This is a genomic window from Streptomyces sp. NPDC101225 (assembly GCF_044767585.1).
GTDB lineage: Bacteria > Actinomycetota > Actinomycetes > Streptomycetales > Streptomycetaceae > Streptomyces.
Genome location: NZ_JBIWOE010000032.1, coordinates 80,299 through 103,560 on the forward strand (window position 1 = coordinate 80,299; position 23,262 = coordinate 103,560).

Genomic DNA, 23,262 nt, shown 5'->3' on the forward strand with positions numbered 1-23,262 from the left:
AGGGCGCTGCGGCCGGGTCACCGTGCCTCGGCGGCGGCCGGAACCTGCTCCGCCGCGCACGATCGGAACCAGTTCACGGTGGTCCGCAGACCTTCCTCGAGATCGATCCGGGGCTTCCACCCCAGCCGCTGCAGGGCACGGGTGACGTCCGGGCAGCGGCGCACGGGATCGTCCGCGGGCAGCGGAAGGCGGTCCACGGGCGAGTCGGATCCGGTCATGCGCAGGACGAGCTCGGCGAGCTCCGTGACGGTGCGTTCATCGGGATTGCCGAGGTTGACCGGTCCCGGCTCACGGCTGTCGAGCATCGCCACGATGCCGCCGACCAGATCGTCGACGAAGCAGAAGCTGCGGGTCTGCGTCCCGTCGCCGTAGAGCGTCAGGGGCTCACCGGTCAGGGCCTGCCGGATGAAGCTGGAGACGACCCGGCCGTCGTGGGGGCGCAGACGCGGCCCGTAGGTGTTGAAGATGCGGACGATTCCGGTGTTCACGCCGTGGTGGCGGGCGTAGGCGACGGTGACGGCTTCCGCGTAGCGCTTGGCCTCGTCGTACACGCTGCGCGGGCCGATCGGGTTGACGTGCCCCCAGTAGTCCTCCCGCTGCGGGTGGGCCAGCGGGTCGCCGTACACCTCGCTGGTCGAGGCGAGGACGAAGCGAGCCTCGTGCCGGCGGGCGAGTTCCAGCGCGTGCTCGCTGCCGCGGCTGCCCACGGCGAGGGTCTGCAGCGGAAGCCGGAGGTAGTCCGCCGGGGACGCGGGGCTCGCGAGGTGCGCCACGGCATCCACGGGGCCCTGCACGTCCACGCCGTCGCTCACATCGGCGTGCACGAACATGAAGCCCGGTCGGCCGCGCAGAGCGGCGATGTTCACGAGGGCGCCGGTGGACAGGTTGTCCACGCAGACCACTTCGTCTCCCCTGGCCATCAGGGTCTCGCACAGATGAGACCCGACGAATCCCGCGCCCCCGGTCACCACGACACGCATGTTGCTCCCATCAATGCCCAACAGGTCGTCAAGATCAGACACAGACGGAACAAAAGATAGGAAAACAGTCCATATGATGATTAAAGCCGTGTGCACCGATGCCGCCGTACGGCCCAATCAGGGCGGCCGCGAAGGGGCGCGACATCTGCCCGGCCATTGCCCGCACCCCGACCCCCGAAAGAGTGAACGAGAAACCTGCGACCGGCATCGGCGCGTCGACGGACCCGGGGAGGCAGGAGGCGGCTTCGCCTCTGCCGCGCGGGGTGCGCCGCCGCCTCCCGCGACGGGAGGCCGCCCCCGGGGAGGGGCGGCCTCGTGTCGTTCCGCGGTGCTGCCGGGGCTACTCGATGTTGATCTTGAAGGTGCTGGTCGTGTTGCGGACGTCCTGGGCGTTGCCGCTCATCCGCAGGTTGCGGAAGGTGGCTTCGCCGACGGCGGGGCCCTGACCGGGTTCCGGCAGTTCGTTGGCCCAGATGCCGAAGCCGGACTTGGCGTCGAACGCGTCTCCGCTCTTCTTGGAGTCGGTGATGGAGATGTCGGTGAAGATGGTGTCCTTCACCGGGAACTGGGCCTGCCCTCCAACGTAGTTGGTCTGGAACATCACGCCTCCGTAGGTGGAGTCGTCGATGTCCACGTCGTTCACGCGGATGCCCTGGAAGACCTTCGAGGCGGAGAACGCCCAGATGGCCGGGAAGACCTGGGAGCCCCAGAAGTGGCCGCCCGTTCTGTCCAGCGAGACGTTCTCGATCGTCGTGGGCTCGGTGCCGAAGCCGTTCATCGGGTAGCCGAAGTCCAGCGAGGAGATCGTGATGCCGGAGTAGACCAGGGTGTCGGCGACACGGATGTTGCGGAAGGTGTTGTTGTAGCCGCCGTAGACGGCGATGCCGGCCGCGCGCCAGGTGAGGGTCGAGGTCAGGTTCTCGTAGAGGTTGTTCTTCTCGTCGGCGCCGCCGGCGTCGATCGCGGAGAACAGCGCGAAACTGTCGTCGCCCGTGGCACGGGCGTCGTTGTTGACGACGTGGTTGTCCGTGGAGCCGTTCGTCATGTTGATGCCGTCGGCGAACATGTCACGGATACGGGAGTTCTTGATGGTCATGTTGTCGGTGTTGGCGCCCCAGTAGAGGCACACCATGTGCTCGACCCAGATGTCGTCGATGGTGATGTTCGAGACGCCTGAGAAGTCGAACACCTTGCCCGGGCCGTCGATCCGGGACGTGTAGTTGCCGAAGTAGGAGAAGCCGGCGAACGTCGAGCCGTCGGCCGTGGCGTCCGCCCGGAACCCGATGTCGGTGTTCTCCTGCGAGGACGGGGCGTGGAAGCGGGTGAACCACGGCCCGGCGCCCACGACCTTGACCGCCTTGCCGTACACCTGGAACTTGCTGGAGGTCTCGTAGTCGCCTGCGGGCAGGTAGACGCCCACGAGCTTGCCGGTGGTGTCCATGCGGACCTGGTCGAGCGCGTTCTGCACGTCCTGGTGCGAGAAGCCGGCCGGGACCGCGTAGGCGGCCGGGTCCGGGTTCGGGTCGGCCGTCGCCTGCTCGGTGTTGACGAAGTCGACGGCGTAGGTGGAGGTGTTGGCCGCGTCCTTCTGCAGCCGGATCCTGGAACCGGCCGGCACCGTCCTGCCGAGCAGCAGGTTGGCCTCGTCGTAGATGTGGCGCGGCGCGCCGGAGCCGGGCGAGTTGCCGGGCGACGTCTCGTTGCCGTAGAGCCAGGCGTACTTCGAGGTGAGGTCGATGGCCTTGAGGAACTGGCCGTCGACGTAGACGTCGAGCGTGGTGTCGGTGCCGTCGGGGATCGAGAATCGGGTGACCAGCGTGTTGGTCGCCGCGCGGGTGGTCCACTCGACGTACTGGCCGGTCCCGGTGAGGGTCACCGCCTTGCGGCCGCTGGCCTCGCCGGCGAGGTCACCGATGGTCCGGTTCGGGCCGACGACCTTGGCACCGCCGCCCAGCGTGCCGTCCTCGGCCTCGTACATGTCGTAGGGCATGTCGGCGCCGCGGCCGATGAACAGGGGTTGGGTGGTGGTGTTGTTGGCGCGCTTGACCGGCAGTTCGTTGGTGTCGTCGGCGATGACGGTCTTCACGGTGTACTTGCCGTTGACGGCCGTCCACGAGCCGAGGGTGACCGGTGCGGTGGTTGCGCCGGTCGCGATGACGCCGTCGTAGGTGCCGGTGAGCGTCTTGACGGTGGCGCCCTTGGCGTCCTGGACGGTCAGGGTGACGTCATGGGCTCCGGAGGCGGAGGCGACCGTCCCCTGGTTCTTGATGGCGATGGTGAACGTGACCTGGTCACCGGCCGAGGCGCTCGAGGGGCTCCAGGAGACCGGTGCGGCGAGCAGGTCGGAACTGGCGACGGGCTTGACGACGAGAGCGTCCGAGCGGCTGAAGACGTTGTTCGCCTCGTTCTGCTCGATCACCTTGTTCGACGGGTCCACCTCGGCGCCGACCGGGTAACTGCCCGCGTCCCGGGCCCCGATGTCCGCGGTCACCGTCCTGGTCTCGCCGGCCTCCAGAGCCGGGACGTCCGCCGTGGCGGCCTTCGTGCCCCCGAGTGTGAAGTTCAGGTCGGTGGCCTTGGACGCCTTGCTGCCGCTGTTGGTGACGGTCGCCGTGAGGCTGATGGCGTCCGACTCGACCGGAGCCGCCGGCGCATTGGTGATGCCGGTGACCTGGAGGTCCGGGTTGGCGGCCGGGGTGCCGATCACCTGGATCTCGGCGACCTGCGCCCCCGGGGCGCCGGTGTTGGAGGCGAACTCGAGCCGGATGTCGGCGGCGGAACCGGTGACCGGGATGGTCACGGTGTTGCCGCTGGACGGGTTGAAGGTGTAGTCCTTCGCCGCGACGAGGCTGGTGAAGGACGTCGCGTCCTGGCCGCGCCCGAGCACCCGGATGTTCTGCGTGCGCGTGGACCAGGCCGCGTCCGGGTTGAGCTTGACGACGACCTGGGTGAGGTCGGCGTCGGCGCCCAGCTTCGTGGTGAGGGTGGCCGGGTAGGCCCCGCCCGCGCTCTCCCAATAGGTGCTGGTCAGGCCGTCGTTGGCGTTGGCGGCGACATAGGTGAAGGTGTACGAGGAGGCCTCTATGGGCTTGCCCTGGGCGAGGTCGGAGCCGGTGCCGGTCGCGCCGGGCCGGGTGACGCTGTTGCTGGCCGTCGAGACGTTCCCGGCGGCGTCCTTCGCCTTCACGTAGTAGGTGACCGTGGCGGACGCCGACGGGGTGTCGGTGTACGTCGTGACATCGCCCGCCACCGACTTGAGCAGCTTGTCGTTGGCGTAGACGTCGTAGCCGGTGACCTTGGTGTCGTCGCTCGACGCCTGCCAGGTGAGCTTCACGTCGCCGCCGGACTGCGTGTAGGCGAGGTTGCCGGGCGCCGTGGGGGCCTGGGTGTCACCGCCCGAGCCCTTCCGGGTGACGCTGTTGCTGTTGGCGGAGACGTTGCCCGCGGCGTCCCTGGCGCGGACGAAGTAGGTGATGTCGCTGCCGGCCGGCTGGGTGTCGGTGTAGGTCAGGACGCTGCCGGCGACACTGGCCCGCAACTGGCCGTTGGCGTAGACGTCGTAACCGGTCACGGCCGTGTCGTCGGTGGCCGCGCTCCAGGTGAGCTTGATCTGCCCGGTGGCGGGCTCGGTGTAGCCGAGGTTCGAGGGCGCGGTGGGCGCCTGGGTGTCGCCCGTCGCGGGTCCGTAGACCTCCAGCTCGGACAACTGCCCCGCGGGCCAGCCGGTGTTGGCGGTGAACAGCACGCGCACGTACCGCGTGGTCGTCGTGTCGAGGCTGATGGTGGTCGACTGGTCGTTCGCGCTGTCGAAGGTGTACGCCTTCGAGGCCGTCAGGTCGGTGAAGTTCTGGTTGTCGGTCGAGCCCTGGACCTTCAGGGTCTGGCTGCGGCCGGGCCAGCCGCCGGGCAGCCGCAGCGTCACCTGGTTCACCTTGACCGAGGAGCCGAGATCGACCTGGAGCCACTGCGGGAAGGCGTTGTTCTTGCTCTCCCAGTAGGTGTCGCGGTTGCCGTCACCCGCGTTCGCCGCGCCGTAGACGTCGGCGTGCCCGCTCTCGGTGAAGGTCTTGCCCTGGGCGAGGTTGGGCGTCGAGGCGGTGGCCGTGAGGACCTGCATCTCGGCGAGCTGGGCGGTGGGGGCGACCGAGTTCCCGGTGAAGTCGGCGCGCACGTAACGGGCCAGGGTCGCCGGGAACGAGATCTTCACCGTGTTGCCGTTGCCGGGGCTGAAGACGTACTGCGCCGAGGACTTGAGCGTGGCGAAGCTCTTTCCGTCGGCGCTGCCCTGCAGCGTGAGCGTCTGCTTGCGGGTCTGCCACCGCTCGGGCAGCCGCAGCACGACCTGGCGGACACGCTGGGTGCGCCCCAAATCGGTCTGCACCCACTGGGCCGACTTCCTTCCGGCCTGCCAGTAGGTGTCGGCGTCGCCGTCGGTGACGTTGGCGGCCGAGTGTGCGCGAAGGGCGCTGCCGGCCTTGGTGGCGGCGTCCGCGGCGGCATCGGGGCCGCCGGCCGCGTGCGCGCCGACGGCGGGCAGGCCGAGAACCAGGACGGCGGAGGCGAGCGCGGCGGTGGCCGCGCGCCGTCTGAAGGATCTGGGCTTGGATCGAATCATGCGGAGTCACTCCCTGCGGGGGTACGCGCGCCGGAAGGGCGGCGAGGGCGGCTCGTTCCTGGGCAGAGCGGTGGCGCGGTGCGGCAGGACGGCGGATGCCGTGCATGCGCGGACGCACGTCCCCGCGAAGGAGCGTGCGCGTGTTCTTGCAGTGTTTCATCGCAATATTGCAGAGCCATGTGGGCGCGTCTACGGATGAGACAATGCATTTTTCAACGCCACCCATCGCTACCCGCCGAACAGGGCTTGAACAACTCGCCCCGTGCGTCGCAATGAGCACAATGCGGAGCGACAGAACAAGGGCGACTGCCTTTGCGTCCCTATCCGCAAGTCGATGCAAGTCGCGCAATTTCTTGCGTTCGCTTCTGTCCTCACACGACTCGGTCTTGCGTAGGCTGCCGACATTCGACGGCCGGCTCCACCGGGGAAAATGCAGACCCTGCGCAGTCGGCACTCCGGCCTCATGAGGGGATCACCCGTGAACCACCAGCATCAACGCGTCGCCCTCGTGACGCTGCCCACCCCGGTCGAGCCCGCGCCCCGCCTTGCGGCGGCCATCGGCCTGCGGCCGGAGGATCTCTGGATCAAGCGCGACGATCTCCTGGGCGTCGGTGGCGGCGGCAACAAGGTCCGCAAACTCGAGTACACCGCGGCGCTCGCGCAGCGCGACGGGGCCGACACCCTGGTCACGACCGGCGCCCCGCAGAGCAACCACGCCCGGCTCACCGCGGCGGTCGCCGCCAAGCTCGGAATGAAGGCCGTGCTCGTCTTCCCCGGTGCTCCCGGTGCCTCGTCGTCGGGCAATCTGGTCCTCGACGGCCTGCTCGGCGCCCGCGTCGTCTGGTGCGGCGACGTCGAGACGCACGCTCTCGCGGAGGCCGCCGAGGACGTGGCCGCCGCACTGCGCGCCGACGGTGGCCGTCCGGCACTGATCCCCTTCGGAGGGTCCAGCGCGGTCGGCGCCCAGGGGTACGTCGACTGCGCGGAGGAGCTTCTGGGGCAGGTGCCCGATCCGGCGCACGTCGTGGTGGCACTCGGATCGGGCGGGACGATGGCCGGACTCGTCGCCCGCCTGGGCGTGGAGCGCGTCCTCGGGGTCGACGTGGGAGCGCGCCCGGACCCCGCCGAGGCCGTCGCCGCCTTCGCCCGTCCGCTGACGCGCGCGGCGATCTCGGCGAAGGACCTTCGCGTCCGCGACCAGATCGGCGCCGGCTACGGCACCTATCCGGCCGAGGTCGCCGACGCGCTGGTCACCGCGGCGCGGACGGAGGGCGTCATCCTCGATCCCACGTACACGGGCCGCGCCCTGGCCGGGCTGATCGCGGCAGTCAAGGACGGCGACATCAGCCGCGGGCAGACCACGGTCTTCCTCCATACCGGTGGGCTGCCGGGCCTGTTCGGGCACGCCGCGGCCGTCGCGCACGCGGAGAGTCTGCTCTGAACGCCGCGACACGCGGGGCGCCCCCTCAGCGACGCGCGACGACGCGCCGCGCCGGGGGATGCCCACGCCCCTTGGCCAACTCCCTTACGCACCAACCCAATCTCCCGTACGCAACAACCCATTCTCCCGTACGCAACAACCCATTGACGCTCCCCAAGCCCTTCACTACCTTCTGAGAGCGCTCTCTCCATTCATCCCCAGCATGTCCCCCGGCTTCCGCCGCCGGCTCCTTCGCGGACGGTGTCCGCGGGCCCACGGTGCGATCGGGGGGGCATGCGTCGGCTGGGAGGCCCCATGACTCCCGTACGAAGACACCGAAGAGCCAACCCCCTCACCACGAGGCCCGTCGCCCTCGGCAGGCCGGCCGCGGCGTTCGCCCTCGCACTTCTCGCGGGTCTCGCCCCGCGCCCGGCGTCCGCGGCCGACGCCTCCACCACCGCCCTCGCCGCGACCATCTGCAACAAGTACTGCGACGCGCGTGACCCGGCCCTGTCCTCCGGCGACCGGCAGCCGGTCACCACGGCCCTCTACGGGCGCACGATGACGCTCCACTTCGACGACGCCGACGCGATGGGCTGGGCCTCCGTCGACAACGGCAGCCCCGGTGACGAGGTGTGGCTCGACCGCTCCTTCGACGGCGGCCGCACCTGGAGTTCGGGAAGCAAGCTCGGCGACACCACCATCCCCTCGGGCCAACGGGGTTGGCGCACCCTCATGTACAACGTCGACGACTGGAACGGCCACGGCGTCGGCGCCCTGCGCGCCTGCGGCAAGGCCGGCGACCGCGCCGAGATCGCCTGCACCCCCTGGGCCCGCACCACCTGGAACGCCGGCAACTGGCGCACCGCGGCGGCGACCGGGCTGATGACCTTCTACAACAACTCGACGGGGCTGTTCGACACCACCGGCTGGTGGAACTCCGCGAACGCGCTGACCGCCGTCATCGACAACATCCGTGTGTCGGGGATGGGCAGTTACTCGTACGCGATCTCCCGCACCTACGACCTGAACGTCAACGCGCAGGGCGGGCAGTTCCGCAACGGCTACATCGACGACACCGGCTGGTGGGGACTCGCCTGGGTCGCCGCCTACGACCTGACCGGCGACAGCCGCTACCTGACGACCGCACGCGCCGACGCCGACCACATGGCCGCCTACTGGGACGGCACCTGCGGCGGCGGAGTGTGGTGGAGCACGGCCAGGACGTACAAGAACGCCATCGCCAACTCCCTCTACATCCAGCTCAACGCGGCCCTGCACAACCGGATACCGGGCGAGACGGCCTATCTGCAGCGGGCCCGCACCGGCTGGTCCTGGTTCCGGACCAGCGGCATGATCAACGGCTCGAACCTGGTCAACGACGGCATCGACCTGTCCACCTGCCGCAACAACGGCCAGACCGTCTGGTCCTACAACCAGGGCGTCCTGCTCGGCGCCCTCACGGAACTGAACCGGGCCACGGGCGACGGCGCGCTCCTCACCCGCGCGCGGCAGATCGCCGACGCCGCGACCACGGCCTCGTCCCTCCACACCGCCGACGGCGTCCTCCGCGACCCGTGCGAGAGCGGGGACTGCGGCGGGGACGGGCCGTCCTTCAAGGGCGCGGACGTGCGCGGCCTCGGCAAGCTCAACGCGGCGCTGGCCGACCATCCCTACACCGCCTATCTGCAACGCCAGGCGGACCGCGCCCACAGCGGCGATCGCAACGCCCTCGACCAGTACGGACTGCGCTGGTCCGGACCGCTCGACACGGTGGACGCGGCGCGGCAGCAGAGCGCCCTCGACCTGCTCGACGCGGCGCCCTGATGCGGACGCCACCGCCCGGCACGCCCCCCACGGACACGAACCGCCGGACAACGTTGTCCCCTCGCGATTGCCGATCACGGATGCTCCCGGGATCGTTGATCCCGTCCGTTCCACACGGCCGGTGAACTGCAACGCTCCCACCAGGCGGCCGCCCTCCTCCCCGGGCGGCCGCCAACTCCCCGTCCACGTAAGGCCTTACGGACAGGCGGTACGTCATGTCTGCTCGGACCCACCCCGTCATCGGCGGGCTCCTGGCTCTCCTCCTGGCCCTGACCGGCCTCGTCGCCCTCCCCGCACCCTCCCGTGCCGCGACGCCGGTCTGCGCCCAGGCCTGCGACACCCTGGACCCCTCGAAGGCGCGGCAGGAGTCCTTCCCGGTGCCCAGCAGGAACATCAACGGCCGCACCCTGCGGCTGCACGTCTCCGACCCGGACAGCATGGCCTGGGCGAGCATCGACGACGGCGTGAGCGGCGACGCGGTCTGGCTGGACCGCTCCTGGGACCGCGGCGCCGACTGGGAACCGCTGCTCGGCAAGGCGAGCATCCCCGGCACATGGACCGGCACCCGCACCCTCATGTACAACATCACCGACCCGGTCGGGCACCGGCGCGGCTGGGTCCGTGCCTGCGGTGACGCCGCCGGGGTCGCCTGCACGGACTGGGTGTACCCGAAGGTGTGCGACGGCACGTCCTGCGACGGCGCCGACCCCGCCACCGCGGCGGGCGACACCACCCCCGTCCCCTCGACGACCCTCTACGGGCGCACCATCAGCCTGCACGTCGACCAGCGGGGTGGCATGGCCTGGGGCGTCATCGCGGGCGGCGGTGCGGGCGACGAGATCTGGCTCGACCGCTCCTGGGACGGCGGCGCGAGCCGGCCCGAAGGGTCGTCCCTCGGTCGTACGAGCGTGCCGTCGGGGGCTGTCTCGACGCGCACCGCCATGTTCGCCACCCGGGACCCGCGCGGTCTGCTCTACGGCGGGGCGGTCCGCGCATGCGGCCGCGAGGCCTCGCACCAGGAGGGCAGTTGCACGGCGTGGCTCAGGCCCGCGCCGACCCGGGCACGGGCCGCGGCGGACGCCCTGATGGCGTCGTACCGGACCGACGAAGGCTGGTGGCGCAGCAGTTGGTGGAACTCCGCCGCCTCCCTCACCGCACTGATCGACTTCGCGCAGCGCAGCGGGCGGCACGACTACGACTGGGCGATCGCCCGTACCTTCGAGCAGAACCGCGGTGTCTTCCCCGCGGGCGGCCGCAGTTCGGATCCGATCGAGGGCCACTTCATCAGCCGCGCCGTCGACGACGCGGCGTGGTGGGCGGTGGCGTGGGTCGCGGCCTACGACTACACCGGCGAGCGGCGCTATCTGGACGAGGCGGTCACGATCACCGACTACGTCCACCAGTACTGGGACACCGGCACCTGCGGCGGCGGGGTCTGGTGGAACCGCGAGCGCACCTACAAGAACGCCGTCACCAACGGGCTCTACCTCTGGCTCACCACCGCCCTCCACCAGCGGATCGCGGGCGACACCCGGTGGGGCGGCCTGTCGGCCACCGCCGCCGACTGGTACCTGAGCAGCGGACTGATCAACTCCTCCGGGCTGGTCAACGACGGGCTGACCGCGGGCTGCGCCAACAACGGCCAGACGGTGTGGAGTTACAACCAGGGCCTGGCCATCGGCGCGTTCACCCAGCTGTGGCGGTCGACCGGCACCGGGCGGTACCTGGACACCGCGAAGCGCCTGGCCGACGCGGCGATGTCCTCGACCGCGCTGACCCGCGACGGCGTCCTGACCGAGTCCTGCGACGTCGGCGCGGGCTCCTGCGACGACAACCAGAAGCAGTTCAAGGGGATCTTCGTCCGGCACCTCGCCGACCTCGCGGACGCCACCGGATCGGCAACGTACCAGGCATACGTCGCCAGACAGGCGGACTCGATCTGGGCCACCGACCGCGACGCCCTCAACCGCCTGGGTGAACGCTGGTCGGGCACGAGCCCGAACGTGTCGGACTGGCGCACCCAGGCGAGCGCCCTGGAGGCGTTGACGGCCGCGGAGCAGCCGTAGGACATCCCCCGACGGGTCACGAGGTACGTGGCAGTGCGAGCCAGTGCTGCCACGTGATGTCGCGGCCCACGTAACGGGGCTGCCGGAAGGGCCAGTCGGCGGCGATCCATCGCGGCACCAGGGCGTCGAGGGCACGCTCCACCTCACCGCCCACCTGGTCGTCCACCACCCACCAGGAGATGTCCGCGTCGGCCCCGACGCGCTCCGGCGGGTCGATGTAGACGCAGCCGAGGACCGCCGTCTCCGCCTCGTCCAGCAGCGCGTAGTTGAACGACTGGTGCGCGGCGATCTCCTGCTCGTGCCGCAGCAGGTCGACGCGGTCCTGCTCGTAGGTCATCGTCTCCCGGGGCCAGCCCCAGGCCGGGCCGAAGGTCTCCCACAGGCGTGCTCGGGAGCCCATGACGGCGGGGTAGTCGATCGGGGTGTCGGCCTCCCTGATCGGCCGCAGGTGAACCGCGGTGCCGGGCACCGGCACGTGGACGGGGTGGACGAAGTCGTCGGGCAGCCAGCTCATGAGGCCTGACGCTACCCGCGGCCGGCGCGGGACGGACCGGCATTCCGCGGCACGCCGGAGCCCGCCTCGACCCGGGCCGGACTGCCGCGCGGGGCGTACGCCTTCACGGCCGTCGCCGCCTTCTGGCGCGAGCGGATGGCCGAGCGCGCGAACGCCGACATCACCTCGTACGACTTCACGCGCCCGTACGGCGGCGGCCCTGCACCGGACCCGGTGGCGGCTGCGCAACGTCGTGCCGTCGAACGGGCGGTCGGACGGAGGCGGGGACGCGCGCCGCCCCACGCTGCTGCGGGCCGACCGTTCCCTCTGGCCCGATCCGCGCACCCAGGCTTTCGCGCTGCCGCCGGCCGTGCCGCACACGGCCGACGACCTTCTCGCGGCTGGAGACGCCGCACGCGCCGTCGCCCGATACTCCGACGCGCTCGCCGAACGCCCCCACGATCCCCACCTGCTGAGTGGCTGGATCGTGGCGCACGCCCTGCACGCCCCCGGACCGGCGGCGCGGCGCATGCTGGCCCGGCCGGAACTGGCGCGAGTACCGGGAGTGAGCCGCTGACCGGCGGGCATCCGGTCTCTGGGCTCGTCCGGCGGCCCTCAACGCCTGGTCCTCATGTCCAACGGGAGATTCGCGTGATCGTCGACGGCACACCGGCACCCGCCGCTCGTGGCACCCACCCCGACGGGGAGCTGCGCAAGCAACGTCTGCGCCGTCGGATCGAGCGGTTGATCGGTGTGGCGGCCACCGAGGGGAACGAGCTGGTGCCGCTCCGCAACGGCCACCAGATCTTCCCCGCGATGCTCGAAGCGATCCGCTCCGCCCAGCACACCATCGACATGATGACGTTCGTCTACTGGCGCGGGCAGATCGCCCGCGACGTCGCCGGAGCACTCGCCGACCGGGCCCGTGCGGGGGTGCGGGTGCGGCTGCTGCTGGACGGTTTCGGCGCGAAGGAGATCGAGGGGGACCTGCTGGAGCTCATGGACGCCTCCGGAGTCGAGGTGGCCTGGTTCCGCAAGCCGGTCTGGCTGTCGCCGTTCAAGCAGAACCACCGCTGCCACCGCAAGGCGCTCGTCGTCGACGAGCACACGGCGTTCACCGGGGGCGTCGGCATCGCGGAGGAATGGTGCGGGGACGCCCGCAACCCCGGCGAGTGGCGGGACACCCATGTCCAGGTGCGGGGTCCGGCCGTCGACGGCATCGCCGCCGCGTTCGCGCAGAACTGGGCCGAGTGCCACGACGAGCTCTTCGACGACCGCGACCGGTTCGCCGAGCACGGCCGCCCCGGATCGTCGGTCGTGCAGGTGGTGCGGGGCTCCGCGAGCATCGGCTGGCAGGACATGCAGACCCTCATCCGGGTCATGCTCTCCTCCGCCGAGGAGCGCTTCCGCCTCGCCACCGCCTACTTCGCGCCCGACCGGTACTTCGTCGACCTGCTGTGCCGGACCGCGCGCCGCGGCGTGCGCGTGGAGATCCTGCTCCCCGGCCCGCACACCGACCAACGTGCCTGCCAGCTCGCCGGACAGCAGCACTACACACGCCTGCTGGAGTCGGGTGTGCGCATCCGGCAGTACCAGCCGACGATGATGCACGCCAAGATCATGACGGTCGACTCGGTCGCCGCACTCATCGGCTCCACCAACTTCAACCGCCGCTCCATGAACCACGACGAGGAGATCATGCTCGCCGTCCTGGACGAGACGCTCACGGCCCGTCTGGACCGCGACTTCGAGGAGGACATGGAGCACAGTGTCGACATCGACCTCACCCGGTGGAAACGGCGGGCGGCGCTCCAATTGGCCAAGGAGGCCGCGGTCACGCCGATCCGGCGCTTTCTGTAGGCGGGGCACCGTTCCGGTGCGGGAGGGCGGCGATGAAATCTCCGATCGCCGTCGCGACGGCCCCAGGGGCTTCCAGGGGGAGCAGGTGACCCGCGGCGGGCACGACGCCGAGGGTGGCGTGGGGCAGGTGCGGCAGGAGGTGCTCACGCAGGACGTGCGGTGGTTCCACCGCGTCGTTCTCCGCGGCCAGCACGGTGACGGGGACCTCGACGGCGGCCACGGCACCCGTGATGTCCTGCGCGATTCCGCGCAGCGGCCACTCCCGCCGGGCCGCGGCCCCTGAGCCGAGGCTGTCGCGCACGGTCCTGGCGCGTACCGCGGCGGGCAGCGGCGCGGCGGTCAGGACATGGTCCAGGGCATGTCCCACCGTCTCCGGTGAGTCGTACGCGTGGGACAGATGGCGCCGGTACTCCTCGGTGATCGTGGCGGGCGGCCTCGGCGGTGCGGGCGCCACGAGCACCAGGCCGGCGAGGCCGGACGGGCGGCGTGCCGCCACGAGCTGGCTCGCCTTGCCCCCCATCGAGTGACCGACGAGGACGTAGGGGCCCGGCGCGCAGGCGTCGGCCACGCGCTCCAGGTCGTCGGCGAGCCGGTCGAGGTGATACGGCCCGGGCAAGGACCGTGCGCCGCCCCAGCCGCGCTGGTCGAAGCGGATCGTCGCCTGCTCGGGCGGCAGGTGATCGATCACCGCGTTCCAGGTGTCGGCGGAGCCGCCCCAGTAATGGACGAACACGAGCGCGGGTCCGGCACTGCCCCCGACGCGCACGTCCAGCACCCCGCCGGCCACCGGCACGGACCTTGTGCTTTCCGTCATCCTCATACCTCTCGCTTGAGCCGCGCCGGCCGGTGTCACCGATGCCGTCGCGGACGTGAACGGGTAGCCTGAGCTGTCTCCCAGGCACGCGTTCGACCGTAGGGTGCCCTCCGTGCGGTCGCTGTCGGAAAGAGGCGGGACTGTTGTGGAAAACGGACACGGTGCGGTGCGGCAGCTTCGGTACCTGCCTGCGGTCGGCTCGCCGTACGGTGTGGAGGTCCTCAGCTTCCAAGCGCTGCGCGCCATGGACACGCACCGCCGTCGCGTACGTCCGCAGCGCCCCGACTTCCACGTGTTCGCCTTGATCAGCTCGGGCACCGGCGCCCACGAAGCCGACTTCCGCGGCTATCGCCTGGCGGAAGGGAGTGCCGTATGGATCCGGCCCGGCATGGTGCACCGCTGGACCGACATCGACGCCTGCGACGGTCCGCTGATCCTCTTTCGGTCCACGTTCCTCGCCGGCCTCACCGCGTCCGAAGCCGGCGCGCCGGCCGGCTGGGAGGTGGATCAGCGGCGCTTCGGGCTCGCTCTGCTCGCGGCGGAACACCTCGGCCGCGAGCACGACGTGGCGGCGCGCTCGCCCCGTCTGGCGTCCGCGGACGTGCTCTCGCACCTGCTCTCGGTACTGGTTCTGCGCGCCCTTCCCGCCGCGGACGCGCCGATCGGGCGGCCCTCGGCCGACCAGCGGTGCACGGAGGTGTTCCGCGCCTACCGCGCCGCGGTCGAAGAACATCTCACCGAGTGGCACCACGTTTCCGCGTACGCGCGGGCTCTCGGCTACGACGTGCGGACCCTCACCCGTGCGACGCGCGCCGCGGCCGGCACCGGGGCCAAGACCTTCCTCGACGAGCGCATCCTGTTGGAGGCCAAGAGGCTGCTGGCCCACACCGACCTGCCGGTCGGCGCCTGCGCCCGGCGTCTGGGCTTCCAGGACGTCGGCAACTTCACGACGTTCTTCCGCCGCCAGGCCGCGGTGCCGCCCACGGCCTGGCGCGCCACGTACCGATACGGGAGGACCCTGACGGCCTGACGTCCCCGGTCGCCTCCGGTCGCGTCGGGGCGCGCGGGCGCTCTCCGGACAGGCCTCCGCGGGATCTCGCTACCAGACGGCTCAGCGCCGCGCCATGTAGAGGCCGAGAGCCTTGTGCAGGACCTTGTTGAGGGGGTAGTCCCACTCGCCGAGGTGTTCGACGGCGTGGCCGCCGCTGCCGGACTTGAAGCGGAGCAGCCCCAGCAGGTGGTTGCTCTCGTCCAGGGTGTCGGTGATGCCGCGGAAGTCGTAGACGGCGGCGCCGAGTTCGTGGGCGTCGCACATCATGCGCCACTGGATGGCGTTGTTGGGCTGGACCTCGCGCTTGCGGCCGGTCGAGGCGCCGTAGGAGTACCAGACGTGGTCGCCGACGGTCAGCAGGGTGGCGGCCGCGAGCACGTCCCCCTCGTGGTGGGCGAGGTACAGCCGCATGCGGTCGGTGTCCTCGGCGCGCAGTGCGGTCCACATCCGCTGGAAGTAGGCCGGCGGGCGGGGGATGAACCGGTCCCGTTCGGCGGTCTCGGCGTAGAGCCCGTGGAAGGCGGGAAGGTCTTCGTAGCCGCCCTGGACGACCTTGACCCCGGCCTTCTCCGCCTTCTTGATGTTGCGGCGCCACTGCTGGTTGAGACCGCGGTGGATGTCCTCCAAGGAGCGCCCGGCGAAGGGGACCTGGAACACGTAACGCGGCTGGCCGGCGGCGAATCCGTCCTCACTGCCGGGTTCGGTCCGCTGCCAGCCCATACGGCGGAGCCGGTCGGCGAGGTCGAAGGCCGACGGCTCCTGGCTGGTGGCCTCGACGTCGCGCAGCCGCCGGGCCTGCGGATCGGCGATCGCCGCCTTGACCGCCTCGGCGCTCCAGCGGCGCACGACGACGGGCGGGCCCATCTTCACCGTGAAGGCACCACGTCGCTTGAGGTACGCGAGCATCGGCCGGAGCCACCGCTCAACGTCCGCCGCCGCCCAGTCGATCACCGGGCCCTCCGGCAGATAGGCGAGGTACCGCTTCAGCTTCGGCAGCGGCCGCAGCAGCACCAGCCCCACGCCCACCAGACGGCCGCCCTCGTCGAACCAGCCCAGGCTCTCCGCCTGCCAGTCCGGCTTCACCTCACCCCACGAGGGCACCTGCATGTGGCTGACCGAGGAGCGGGCCGTCACGAAGGCCAGGTGCTCCTCGCGGGTGATCGCCGTCAGGCGGTAGCTCATGCGCACTGCTCCCTCGGATCACGGTTCATGTCGATCACATCCTGCCCACTCGCGGGCCGCTGCGGCGAGCACCAGGCGTCAGGCGCGCCCCTCCAGCGCCGTGACCACCGGCGTGGGCGACGCGTTCATGTCCGTCGCCGAGCGGTCGAGTCGCCGTCCGGCGGTCTAGCCGAGCATGTCGCCGATGGCCTTCAGCGTGCGCTCCTCCAGGTGACGGCGATCGGCGGCGGGCACCTCGCGCAGCGGACCCTGCCCGGAGAGGACCGCCATGCCGTGCACGGTGGACCACACGGGGTATTCGAGTCCGGGCCGGCGCTGCGGACCGAGCACGCCGGACTCCACCAACTCGTCCAATGCGCGGCGTAGTTGGCCCAAGGGCGAGCGGTCGGTCCCGGACACGTCGTCCTGCGCCGGGTACGCGTGCCGCTGCGGCAGCGCGAACGCCGTGGCGAACCAGCCCGGTTCCTCACGTGCGAACGCGAAGTAGGCCGTGCCGACGGCCCGCAGCCGCTCGCCCGCCGCGACGGGATCGCCGCGCCGGCCGGCCACGCTCGCCACACCCTCGGCCATCCGGTCGGCGAGCTCGCCCAGTGCCGCCGCACACACCGCGGCGAGGAGCTCGTCCCGGTCGGCGAAGTGACGGTAGGCGGCATTGGGCACCACGCCCACGATCCGTGTCGCCTCGCGCAGCACGACGGCGTCGGGGCCGCCGCCCCGGGCGAGTTGGAGACCGGCCGCGACCAGCCCGTCCCGCACCGCGCCGCGCGGCCGCCGCTTGCGCGCGTGCGCCCCGGATGCTCCCGCTGCTGCTCGATCAGGCGTCACGGGCGCCAGAATAGCAATAGTGGACGCTGTCCACCTGACTCGCTAAAGTGGACAGCGTCCACCAAAGCGCCGCGGGACCTCACCGCCTCGCGGCCCGGCCGTCAGCAGGACGGAGACGCACCATGACCAGGCTGACTCCCCTCCTCGACCACAACGAGCGGTTCGCACGTGACCACACCCCGGTCCCACTCGGCCTGCCCGCCGCGCGGCTGGTCCTCGTCACCTGCCTCGACCACCGCATCGACCCCGCCGCGCTCCTCGGACTCCGGCCCGGCGACGCGCCCGTCATCCGCAACGCCGGCGGACGCGTCACCGATACGGTGATCCACGACGTCTCCTATCTCGCCTTCCTCGCCGAGTCACTGCTCGGCGCGACGGGTCCGCTCTTCGAGGTCGCGGTCCTGCACCACACCCAGTGCGGTACGGGATTCCTCGCCGACCCCGCCTTCCTGCACCGGGCCGCCCGGGCGACCGGCGTGGCGGAGACGGTGCTGGGCGCGTCCGAGGTGGCCGACCCGGAGCGGACGGCCCGGGAGGATGCCGAGCGCCTGCTCGCCTCGCCGCTCGTACCTGCCACGGTGTCCGTCTCAGCACACGTCCACGACATCGAGACGGGCCGCGTGCGGACCGTGACCGACGCCCGGTATCCCCGGCGAGCCGCCCCAACAGGCCCTCGTCCGCAGTGAGTTCAACTCGCCGGCACGGCTTCGACGGCCGGCCGGGCCATGCGGCCGGCCGGCGGCACGACGCGCGACCGGCCCCATGGCGTACGCCGCGACCACCATCAGCAGGCCCAGTACGAGCCAGCCCGACGCTCCCCAGCCCAGCAGCAGCGTCGTCACCACCAGCGGGCCCGCGGTCCGGGCGACCGTCACGCCCGTACCGAAGAAGCCCTGGTACTCGCCCATCCGGTCGGCGGGCGCCAGGCCGAAGGACAGTTGCCACGATCCCGCCGACTGCTGCATCTCCGCGACGACCTGCAGCACGGCACCGGCGACCATGATGACGGCGGCGGGCCAGGCGGACCGTCCCGCCGACAGCGCGAACACCGCGCAGGACGCCAGCATCACCAGCCCGGACCGGCGAAGCACCGTCAGGGCGCTGCCGAGCCCGGTGACAGCCCTGGCGGTCCGCACCTGGAACAGCGTCACCGCGAGGGTGTTGAGCACGAACAGCCCCGAGGCCAGCCAGGCGGGCGCCCCGGTCCGCTCGGTGATCCACAGCGGGAGCGCCAGGCTGAGCAGCGGCAGCCGCAGCAGCAGCACCGCGTTGAGCAGGGCGAGCAGGGCGTAGGGGCGGTCGCCGAGGACCGCGAGCCGCCGGGCACCGCCGGACACCGTGGTGGCGCCCATGACCTTCACGGCGGGCAGACGCAGCAGAAGCAGCGCGCAGACCAGGAAGCAGACGGCGTCCAGTGCGAGCACGCCACGGTACGCCGCCGCCGTCCCGGCGCTCAGCGCTCCGCCGCCGAGCGCGGCACCCACCGCCAGTCCCCCGTTGAGCGTCGACTGCAGCCGGGCCAGCAGCCCCGTGCGTTCCCCGGCCGGTACCAGTGCCGCCAGCAGGGCCTGGCGGGCCGCCGCGAGACCGGACTGGGCGGCGGCGTACACGGTGGCCGTGAGGACGAAGGCCACGAACCCCGAGACCAGCAGGAACGCGGCGATCGCCGCCGCGGTGGCCATCGCCAGCAGCACGGACGTGCCACGCGGCCCGCGCCGGTCCGCGATCCGCCCGAACGGTACCCCGACCAGCGAGCCGACCCCCCAGGCAAGGGTCAGCCCGAGCCCGACGCGTGCGGGCGCGAGATAGGCGACCTGGGTGAAGTACAGCGCCGAGGTCACGTAATAGGCGCCGTCCCCGAGGGAGTTGGCGAGTTGCGCGAGGGCCAGCAGGCGCCCTGGTCGATGGGTCATGACGACGACGGTACGGCGCCAATGGATTACTCGTCAGACCCAATTGCAGCTGAGTATCCTGACCCAATTCCGGAGCGAGGACGGACGGCTCCCGTACCCTTGCGGCATGCGCATGCGCCCCACCCTGAGCTGGACCCCCACCGAGGAGCTGCCCGCGGGCACCACGGATCCGGGGCCGGTCGCCGATCTGCTGAGCTCCGGCGGTGTGCTGGTCCTCAGCGGGGCCGGCATCTCGACGGAGTCCGGCATCCCCGACTACCGGGGCGAGGGCGGGAGCCTGAGCCGGCACACGCCGATGACGTACCAGGACTTCACGGGCGGCGATCCGGCGCGGCGGCGGTACTGGGCGCGCAGTCACCTCGGCTGGCGCACGTTCGGCCGTGCGCGCCCCAACGCCGGGCACCGGGCCGTGGCCGCGTTCGGGCGGCACGGCCTGCTCTCCGGTGTGATCACCCAGAACGTCGACGGGCTGCACCAGTCCGCCGGCAGCGAGGACGTCGTCGAACTCCACGGCAGCCTGGACCGGGTGCGCTGTCTGTCGTGCGGTCTCCTCAGCCCGCGCGGCGCACTCGCCCTGAGGCTGGAGGCGGCCAATCCGGGCTTCGCCCCCGTGGCCGCCGGCATCAACCCGGACGGCGACGCCGATCTCACCGACGACCAGGTCGGTGGCTTCCGTGTGCTGCCCTGCGTCTCGTGCGGCGGCATCCTCAAACCGGACGTGGTGTTCTTCGGCGAGAACGTTCCGCCGCGGCGGGTGGAGCACTGCCGCGCGCTGGTCCGTGACGCGGCCGCGCTGCTGGTCCTGGGCTCCTCGCTGACGGTGATGTCCGGGCTCCGGTTCGTCCGGCAGGCCGCCGAGGCCGGGACGCCGGTGGTGATCGTGAACCGGGATGCCACGCGGGGCGACAAGCATGCCCTCACCCGGGTCGCCCTTCCGCTGGGAGCGGCCCTCACCACCGTGGCCGACCGGCTGGGCATCGCCGTCGACGGCCAGGCGGCGGCCTGACCCGCCGACGGGGAGACCCAGGCGGGCTGCCCCGGCGGGACACCACGAAGCGGATTGCCCCGGTGGGGACACCACAAAGCGGGTTGACCCGGCAAGCACACCCTGGCGGGCCGGCGGCCTCAGCTCGTGGTCAGCAGGCCCTCACGCAGACGGCCCAGCAGGCGGTTGAGCAGGCGTGAGACGTGCATCTGCGAGATGCCCAGGCGTTCGCCGATCTCGGCCTGGGTGCGCTCCTCCACGAAGCGCAGGTGCAGGATGAGGCGGTCGCGTTCCTCGAGGTCGTGGATCAGCGGTGCCAACGCGTGGTAGTGCTCGACGAGTTCCAGCGCCGCGTCCTCGCTGCCGATGAAGTCGGCCAGGACGCTTTCACCGTCCTCGCTGCTGGAGATGGCGGCGTCGAGGGAGGACGAGTTGTAGCCGTTGGAGGCCACGCGCGCCTCGATGACCTCCTCCTGGGACAGGCTCATCAGCTGCGACAGCTCCGCGACCGTCGGGGTCCGGCCCAGCCGGCTGCTCAGCTCCTCGCTGGCCTGGGCCAGCTGGACCCGGGCCTCCTGAAGCCGGCGCGGCACATGGACGGCCCAGGACGTGTCACGGAAGAACCGCTTGATCTCGCCGACGATGTAGGGGATCGAGAAGGAGGTGAACTCGACCTCGCGCGCCACCTCGAACCGGTCGATCGCCTTGATCAGCCCGATGACGCCGACCTGGACGATGTCCTCCATCTCCTGCGGTCCGCGGCTGCGGAACCGCGCGGCGGCGTAGCGCACCAGTGAGATGTTCATCTCGATCAGCGTGTTGCGCGCGTACTGGTGCTCCTCCGTCCCCTCTTCCAGGACGGCCAGCCGCGCCAGGAAGTGGCGGGTCAGCTCGCGGGCGTCCTTCGGAGCGACGTGAGTGGCATCGGCGACCTCCGACAGCTGTTCCGCCCGGGCTTCAGTCGTCAACACCGGCGTCATCTTGGAGCCTTTCCCTTGTATTCGCAGCGGCCGGCCAGCCGCTTGGTGCCGAGTACCCCTGATTCTCGTTTTCATCAGTCCCTCATGCATCTTGACGACCCCCTGGCCGAATCCGATCGCCCGCCAGGGTGCGCAGCAGGCGGTTGCGGCCCCGGTCGGGCACGGTCCACAGCGGATGGCCTCGTACGCCCCACGCCTGGAGCAGGGCGTTGGCGGCGAGGAATCCGCTGGTGGCCGCGCGCTCCATCAGCGCCACGGGGAGGTCCGTGCGCACCAGGTCGCCCGCGAGGACGAGGCCCGGCTGCGGCGTGCGCACACCGGGGCGGTCGCCGTAGGAGGCGACCGGAAACAGCGGGCAGTCCTGGCGCCATTCATGGCGTTCGTCGAGAATCCGCGCCTCGCGTGTCTCCGGGTAGACGCACCGCAGTTGCTCGATCAGACGGCGCGACTCCACCGCGCGATCCGCGTCCTCGGGCAGCGCGTACCCGTGCAGTTCGACGACGGACCCTCCGGTCCGAGACGTCCGGCGGGCGGCTTCGCCCTCCCAGCGTTCCAGGACGCTGACGTTGTCCAGGGAGCCGTATCCGGCCGTGCCCAGGAAGCCGGGGCGGCCTGCGGCGACGGGGCGGTCCAGCCAGAGGCGGGAGACGAGGAAGGGCGGTGCGCCGCGCAGGCGGCCGACGCGTTCGCGCCAGGCCGCGTCGCCGAGTTGGGGCGACCGTGCGACCAGGGCGCGCAGTCCGGGAGTGTCGAGCGCCAGGACGACGGTGTCGTGCCGGGTCTCCTGGCGGCCGGTGACCACGGTGAAGGCGCCGTCCCCGGTGGGCGCCGCGTGCTCGACGGGCGTCGAGGTGCGCACGGTGGCGCCGAGCCGGTCCAGATGGGTGCGCAGCGGTTCCCACAGGGCCGTCGGGAAGGGGTCGCCGGGCACGTCGAAGAGCAGCCCCTCGGCGGAACCGAGGAAGTAGATGTGGAACATCAGGACCATCTCGGCCGCCGACAGCTGCCGGGGATCGGCGAAGAAACTGCGGGAGAAGACCTCGAAGGCCAGATGGCGTGCGGCCGGCGGAAAACGCAGCGAGGTGAGGAAGTCGTGGGCGCTGACGCCGTCCAGGCGCCGGTAGACCTGCGGGACCCGGACGTCGAGCAGCGGGCGTGCGGCGGCCGGGTTCATGCGGACCAGGTCCCGCGGGCGGAAGGACGGGCTGAGCGCCGCGAAGCCGAGCGCGCTCAGCGGCGGTGTGCGCGGAATCCTGCGGAAGCTGTCGTGCAGGCCGCTGCTGTGCCGCAGGGGGTAGTCCGGCAGGCCGGTCAGCCGTCCGAGGTGGGGATCGGTGCGGCGCAGCAGGCTGCGGAGGTTGTAGTACTGACGGAAGAAGGCGTGGAAGCCACGGCTCATGGTCGCGGTGGAGCCGTCGTGCAGCTCGATCGGCCAGCCGCCCACGCGGCCGCCCAGGTACGCCTCCCGTTCGTACAGCGTGACGTCGACGCCGCGTTCGGCCAGTGCCGTGGCGGCGGCCAGGCCCGCGATGCCCGCGCCGACGACGGCGGTGCTGCGCGGCGGTCCGCTCAGCCGGGGTGTGCCGGGCGGCGGAGGCAGGAGGACGGCTCGGCGGTCCCGGCCGGGGCGAGTGGTCCCCGTCATCGCGGCGCCCGGTGGGCCGAGCCGGCACGACGGCCCGCGACGGCGTGGGCGATGCCCGTGCGCCGGCCGGGCAGCGGCAGGGCCCGCGCCCGGCCGAAGGCGCGGGGGCGAGATCGGGCGGCGCACGGGTCGACGGTGCCGACGTCGACGCCGTCGCGCCACAGACGGCGGGACGGGGCACTGTCACCCGGCGCCGGGGCGACGCGCTGCAGAAGAGCCCGGCACCCGGCCGCACACACCGCGCGGTGCGCCGGGCGCCCGCTGAGGGGGTACTCGCGTACGGCGGGCCCGACTTGGGGCGCGCGCAGGACGTGCCGGCGGTCGCCGAGGACCACCGCCCACCGGCAACCGCCGGACGCCGGGGCGGCGCCCGCCACTCCGGCGCGCAGCGCGGCGGTGGACGGCCCGGTCGTACGGCCCATGGCGAGCACCCGCAGCCGGGCGCCGGAAGGGAGCGCACCGCGTCCGCGGGCCGGGCGGCACCGCGGGGCGTGGTGACCGGGGCCGGCGGCCACCGACGTGGCGTGGTTATGTGCGGCGTGGTCGAAGGCGGCCACCGGCACCGCGTCACACGGCACGGGCCTGGCATCTCCGTCGCGCGACACG

At 71.7% G+C, this 23,262-nt stretch carries 19 protein-coding genes; 8 read left to right on the forward strand and 11 right to left on the reverse strand.

All coding sequences use genetic code 11. The features are described 5' to 3' along the window. Positions 1–17: 17 nt before the first annotated feature. Together ACIRPX_RS33615 and ACIRPX_RS33620 are read right to left on the reverse strand one after the other, a co-directional pair. The gene (locus tag ACIRPX_RS33615; RefSeq protein WP_404202351.1) at positions 18–980 is read right to left on the reverse strand and encodes a UDP-glucuronic acid decarboxylase family protein; all 963 of its coding nucleotides are present in this window, start codon (positions 978–980) and stop codon (positions 18–20) included. A 340-nt stretch (positions 981–1,320) separates the two neighbouring features. Then, a complete protein-coding gene (locus tag ACIRPX_RS33620; RefSeq protein ID WP_404202353.1) occupies positions 1,321–5,595 on the reverse strand; it encodes a discoidin domain-containing protein in 4,275 nt (1,424 codons plus the stop codon). A gap of 478 nt (positions 5,596–6,073) precedes the next feature. On the opposite strand from ACIRPX_RS33620, the gene ACIRPX_RS33625 reads away from it, so the two are divergent. From ACIRPX_RS33625 to ACIRPX_RS33635, 3 genes are all read left to right on the forward strand, one after another. Then, positions 6,074–7,036, forward strand: a complete 963-nt coding sequence (locus tag ACIRPX_RS33625; RefSeq protein WP_404202355.1) for a D-cysteine desulfhydrase family protein — start codon at positions 6,074–6,076, stop codon at positions 7,034–7,036. Positions 7,037–7,330: 294 nt separating this feature from the next. Beyond that, positions 7,331–8,842 (forward strand): glycoside hydrolase family 76 protein, encoded by a 1,512-nt coding sequence (locus ACIRPX_RS33630; protein ID WP_404202357.1) that lies wholly within the window; start codon positions 7,331–7,333, stop codon positions 8,840–8,842. 215 nt (positions 8,843–9,057) lie between these two features. Continuing rightward, complete coding sequence (locus tag ACIRPX_RS33635; protein ID WP_404202359.1) at positions 9,058–10,908, forward strand: glycoside hydrolase family 76 protein; 1,851 nt, start codon at positions 9,058–9,060, stop codon at positions 10,906–10,908. 16 nt (positions 10,909–10,924) lie between these two features. Here ACIRPX_RS33635 and ACIRPX_RS33640 read toward each other — a convergent pair whose 3' ends face one another. Further along, positions 10,925–11,422 carry an N-acetyltransferase gene (locus tag ACIRPX_RS33640; protein WP_404202361.1) on the reverse strand — a complete coding sequence of 166 codons (498 nt, stop codon included), beginning with the start codon at positions 11,420–11,422 and terminating at the stop codon, positions 10,925–10,927. Between the two features lie 11 nt (positions 11,423–11,433). Further along, on the reverse strand, positions 11,434–11,601 hold the full coding sequence (locus ACIRPX_RS33645) for a hypothetical protein (RefSeq protein ID WP_404202363.1): 168 nt from the start codon (positions 11,599–11,601) through the stop codon (positions 11,434–11,436). A gap of 53 nt (positions 11,602–11,654) precedes the next feature. Here ACIRPX_RS33645 and ACIRPX_RS33650 point away from each other — a divergent pair, with 53 nt between their 5' ends. Both ACIRPX_RS33650 and ACIRPX_RS33655 read left to right on the forward strand, forming a co-directional pair. After that, entirely contained in the window at positions 11,655–11,978 is a 324-nt protein-coding gene (locus ACIRPX_RS33650) for a hypothetical protein (RefSeq protein WP_404202366.1), read from the forward strand. A gap of 74 nt (positions 11,979–12,052) precedes the next feature. Further along, the gene (locus ACIRPX_RS33655; RefSeq protein WP_404202368.1) at positions 12,053–13,261 is read left to right on the forward strand and encodes a phosphatidylserine/phosphatidylglycerophosphate/cardiolipin synthase family protein; all 1,209 of its coding nucleotides are present in this window, start codon (positions 12,053–12,055) and stop codon (positions 13,259–13,261) included. Here ACIRPX_RS33655 and ACIRPX_RS33660 read toward each other — a convergent pair. Further along, a complete protein-coding gene (locus ACIRPX_RS33660; RefSeq protein ID WP_404202371.1) occupies positions 13,236–14,075 on the reverse strand; it encodes an alpha/beta fold hydrolase in 840 nt (279 codons plus the stop codon). The two genes, ACIRPX_RS33655 and ACIRPX_RS33660, sit on opposite strands and share 26 nt — an antisense overlap. Before the next feature lie 166 nt (positions 14,076–14,241). On the opposite strand from ACIRPX_RS33660, the gene ACIRPX_RS33665 reads away from it, so the two are divergent. Beyond that, the gene (locus ACIRPX_RS33665; RefSeq protein ID WP_404202373.1) at positions 14,242–15,105 is read left to right on the forward strand and encodes a helix-turn-helix domain-containing protein; all 864 of its coding nucleotides are present in this window, start codon (positions 14,242–14,244) and stop codon (positions 15,103–15,105) included. 81 nt (positions 15,106–15,186) lie between these two features. Here ACIRPX_RS33665 and ACIRPX_RS33670 read toward each other — a convergent pair whose 3' ends face one another. Both ACIRPX_RS33670 and ACIRPX_RS33675 read right to left on the reverse strand, forming a co-directional pair. Beyond that, positions 15,187–16,308 (reverse strand): lipid II:glycine glycyltransferase FemX, encoded by a 1,122-nt coding sequence (locus ACIRPX_RS33670; protein WP_404202375.1) that lies wholly within the window; start codon positions 16,306–16,308, stop codon positions 15,187–15,189. A 165-nt stretch (positions 16,309–16,473) separates the two neighbouring features. After that, positions 16,474–17,133, reverse strand: coding sequence for a TetR/AcrR family transcriptional regulator (locus tag ACIRPX_RS33675; RefSeq protein WP_404202377.1), 660 nt, complete (start codon positions 17,131–17,133; stop codon positions 16,474–16,476). Positions 17,134–17,255: 122 nt separating this feature from the next. Between ACIRPX_RS33675 and ACIRPX_RS33680 the strand changes: the two genes are divergently transcribed. Then, positions 17,256–17,819: a carbonic anhydrase gene (locus ACIRPX_RS33680; RefSeq protein ID WP_404202379.1), complete on the forward strand. Its 564-nt coding sequence runs from the start codon at positions 17,256–17,258 to the stop codon at positions 17,817–17,819. Here ACIRPX_RS33680 and ACIRPX_RS33685 read toward each other — a convergent pair. Beyond that, positions 17,721–19,046, reverse strand: a complete 1,326-nt coding sequence (locus ACIRPX_RS33685; protein WP_404202381.1) for an MFS transporter — start codon at positions 19,044–19,046, stop codon at positions 17,721–17,723. The genes ACIRPX_RS33680 and ACIRPX_RS33685 overlap by 99 nt on opposite strands. Positions 19,047–19,152: 106 nt before the next feature. On the opposite strand from ACIRPX_RS33685, the gene ACIRPX_RS33690 reads away from it, so the two are divergent. Further along, positions 19,153–20,052 (forward strand): NAD-dependent protein deacetylase, encoded by a 900-nt coding sequence (locus ACIRPX_RS33690; RefSeq protein WP_404202383.1) that lies wholly within the window; start codon positions 19,153–19,155, stop codon positions 20,050–20,052. A 119-nt stretch (positions 20,053–20,171) separates the two neighbouring features. On the opposite strand, the gene ACIRPX_RS33695 is transcribed toward ACIRPX_RS33690, so the two are convergent. From ACIRPX_RS33695 to ACIRPX_RS33705, 3 genes are all read right to left on the reverse strand, one after another. Continuing rightward, complete coding sequence (locus ACIRPX_RS33695; protein WP_404202385.1) at positions 20,172–21,011, reverse strand: SigB/SigF/SigG family RNA polymerase sigma factor; 840 nt, start codon at positions 21,009–21,011, stop codon at positions 20,172–20,174. 82 nt (positions 21,012–21,093) lie between these two features. Continuing rightward, entirely contained in the window at positions 21,094–22,656 is a 1,563-nt protein-coding gene (locus ACIRPX_RS33700) for an FAD-dependent oxidoreductase (RefSeq protein ID WP_404202387.1), read from the reverse strand. Beyond that, positions 22,653–23,078, reverse strand: a complete 426-nt coding sequence (locus tag ACIRPX_RS33705) for a hypothetical protein (protein ID WP_404202389.1) — start codon at positions 23,076–23,078, stop codon at positions 22,653–22,655. The genes ACIRPX_RS33700 and ACIRPX_RS33705 overlap by 4 nt, the downstream gene beginning before the upstream one ends. Positions 23,079–23,262: the final 184 nt, after the last annotated feature.

Coding starts and splice junctions, on each gene's coding strand:
- ACIRPX_RS33615 (WP_404202351.1), bottom strand. CDS start 980: ATGCGTGTCGTGGTGACCGGGGGCGCGGGATTCGTCGGGTCTCATCTG.
- ACIRPX_RS33620 (WP_404202353.1), bottom strand. CDS start 5,595: ATGATTCGATCCAAGCCCAGATCCTTCAGACGGCGCGCGGCCACCGCC.
- ACIRPX_RS33630 (WP_404202357.1), top strand. CDS start 7,331: ATGACTCCCGTACGAAGACACCGAAGAGCCAACCCCCTCACCACGAGG.
- ACIRPX_RS33635 (WP_404202359.1), top strand. CDS start 9,058: ATGTCTGCTCGGACCCACCCCGTCATCGGCGGGCTCCTGGCTCTCCTC.
- ACIRPX_RS33640 (WP_404202361.1), bottom strand. CDS start 11,422: ATGAGCTGGCTGCCCGACGACTTCGTCCACCCCGTCCACGTGCCGGTG.
- ACIRPX_RS33660 (WP_404202371.1), bottom strand. CDS start 14,075: ATGACGGAAAGCACAAGGTCCGTGCCGGTGGCCGGCGGGGTGCTGGAC.
- ACIRPX_RS33670 (WP_404202375.1), bottom strand. CDS start 16,308: ATGAGCTACCGCCTGACGGCGATCACCCGCGAGGAGCACCTGGCCTTC.
- ACIRPX_RS33680 (WP_404202379.1), top strand. CDS start 17,256: ATGACCAGGCTGACTCCCCTCCTCGACCACAACGAGCGGTTCGCACGT.
- ACIRPX_RS33685 (WP_404202381.1), bottom strand. CDS start 19,046: ATGACCCATCGACCAGGGCGCCTGCTGGCCCTCGCGCAACTCGCCAAC.
- ACIRPX_RS33690 (WP_404202383.1), top strand. CDS start 19,153: ATGCGCATGCGCCCCACCCTGAGCTGGACCCCCACCGAGGAGCTGCCC.
- ACIRPX_RS33695 (WP_404202385.1), bottom strand. CDS start 21,011: ATGACGCCGGTGTTGACGACTGAAGCCCGGGCGGAACAGCTGTCGGAG.
- ACIRPX_RS33700 (WP_404202387.1), bottom strand. CDS start 22,656: ATGACGGGGACCACTCGCCCCGGCCGGGACCGCCGAGCCGTCCTCCTG.
- ACIRPX_RS33705 (WP_404202389.1), bottom strand. CDS start 23,078: ATGGGCCGTACGACCGGGCCGTCCACCGCCGCGCTGCGCGCCGGAGTG.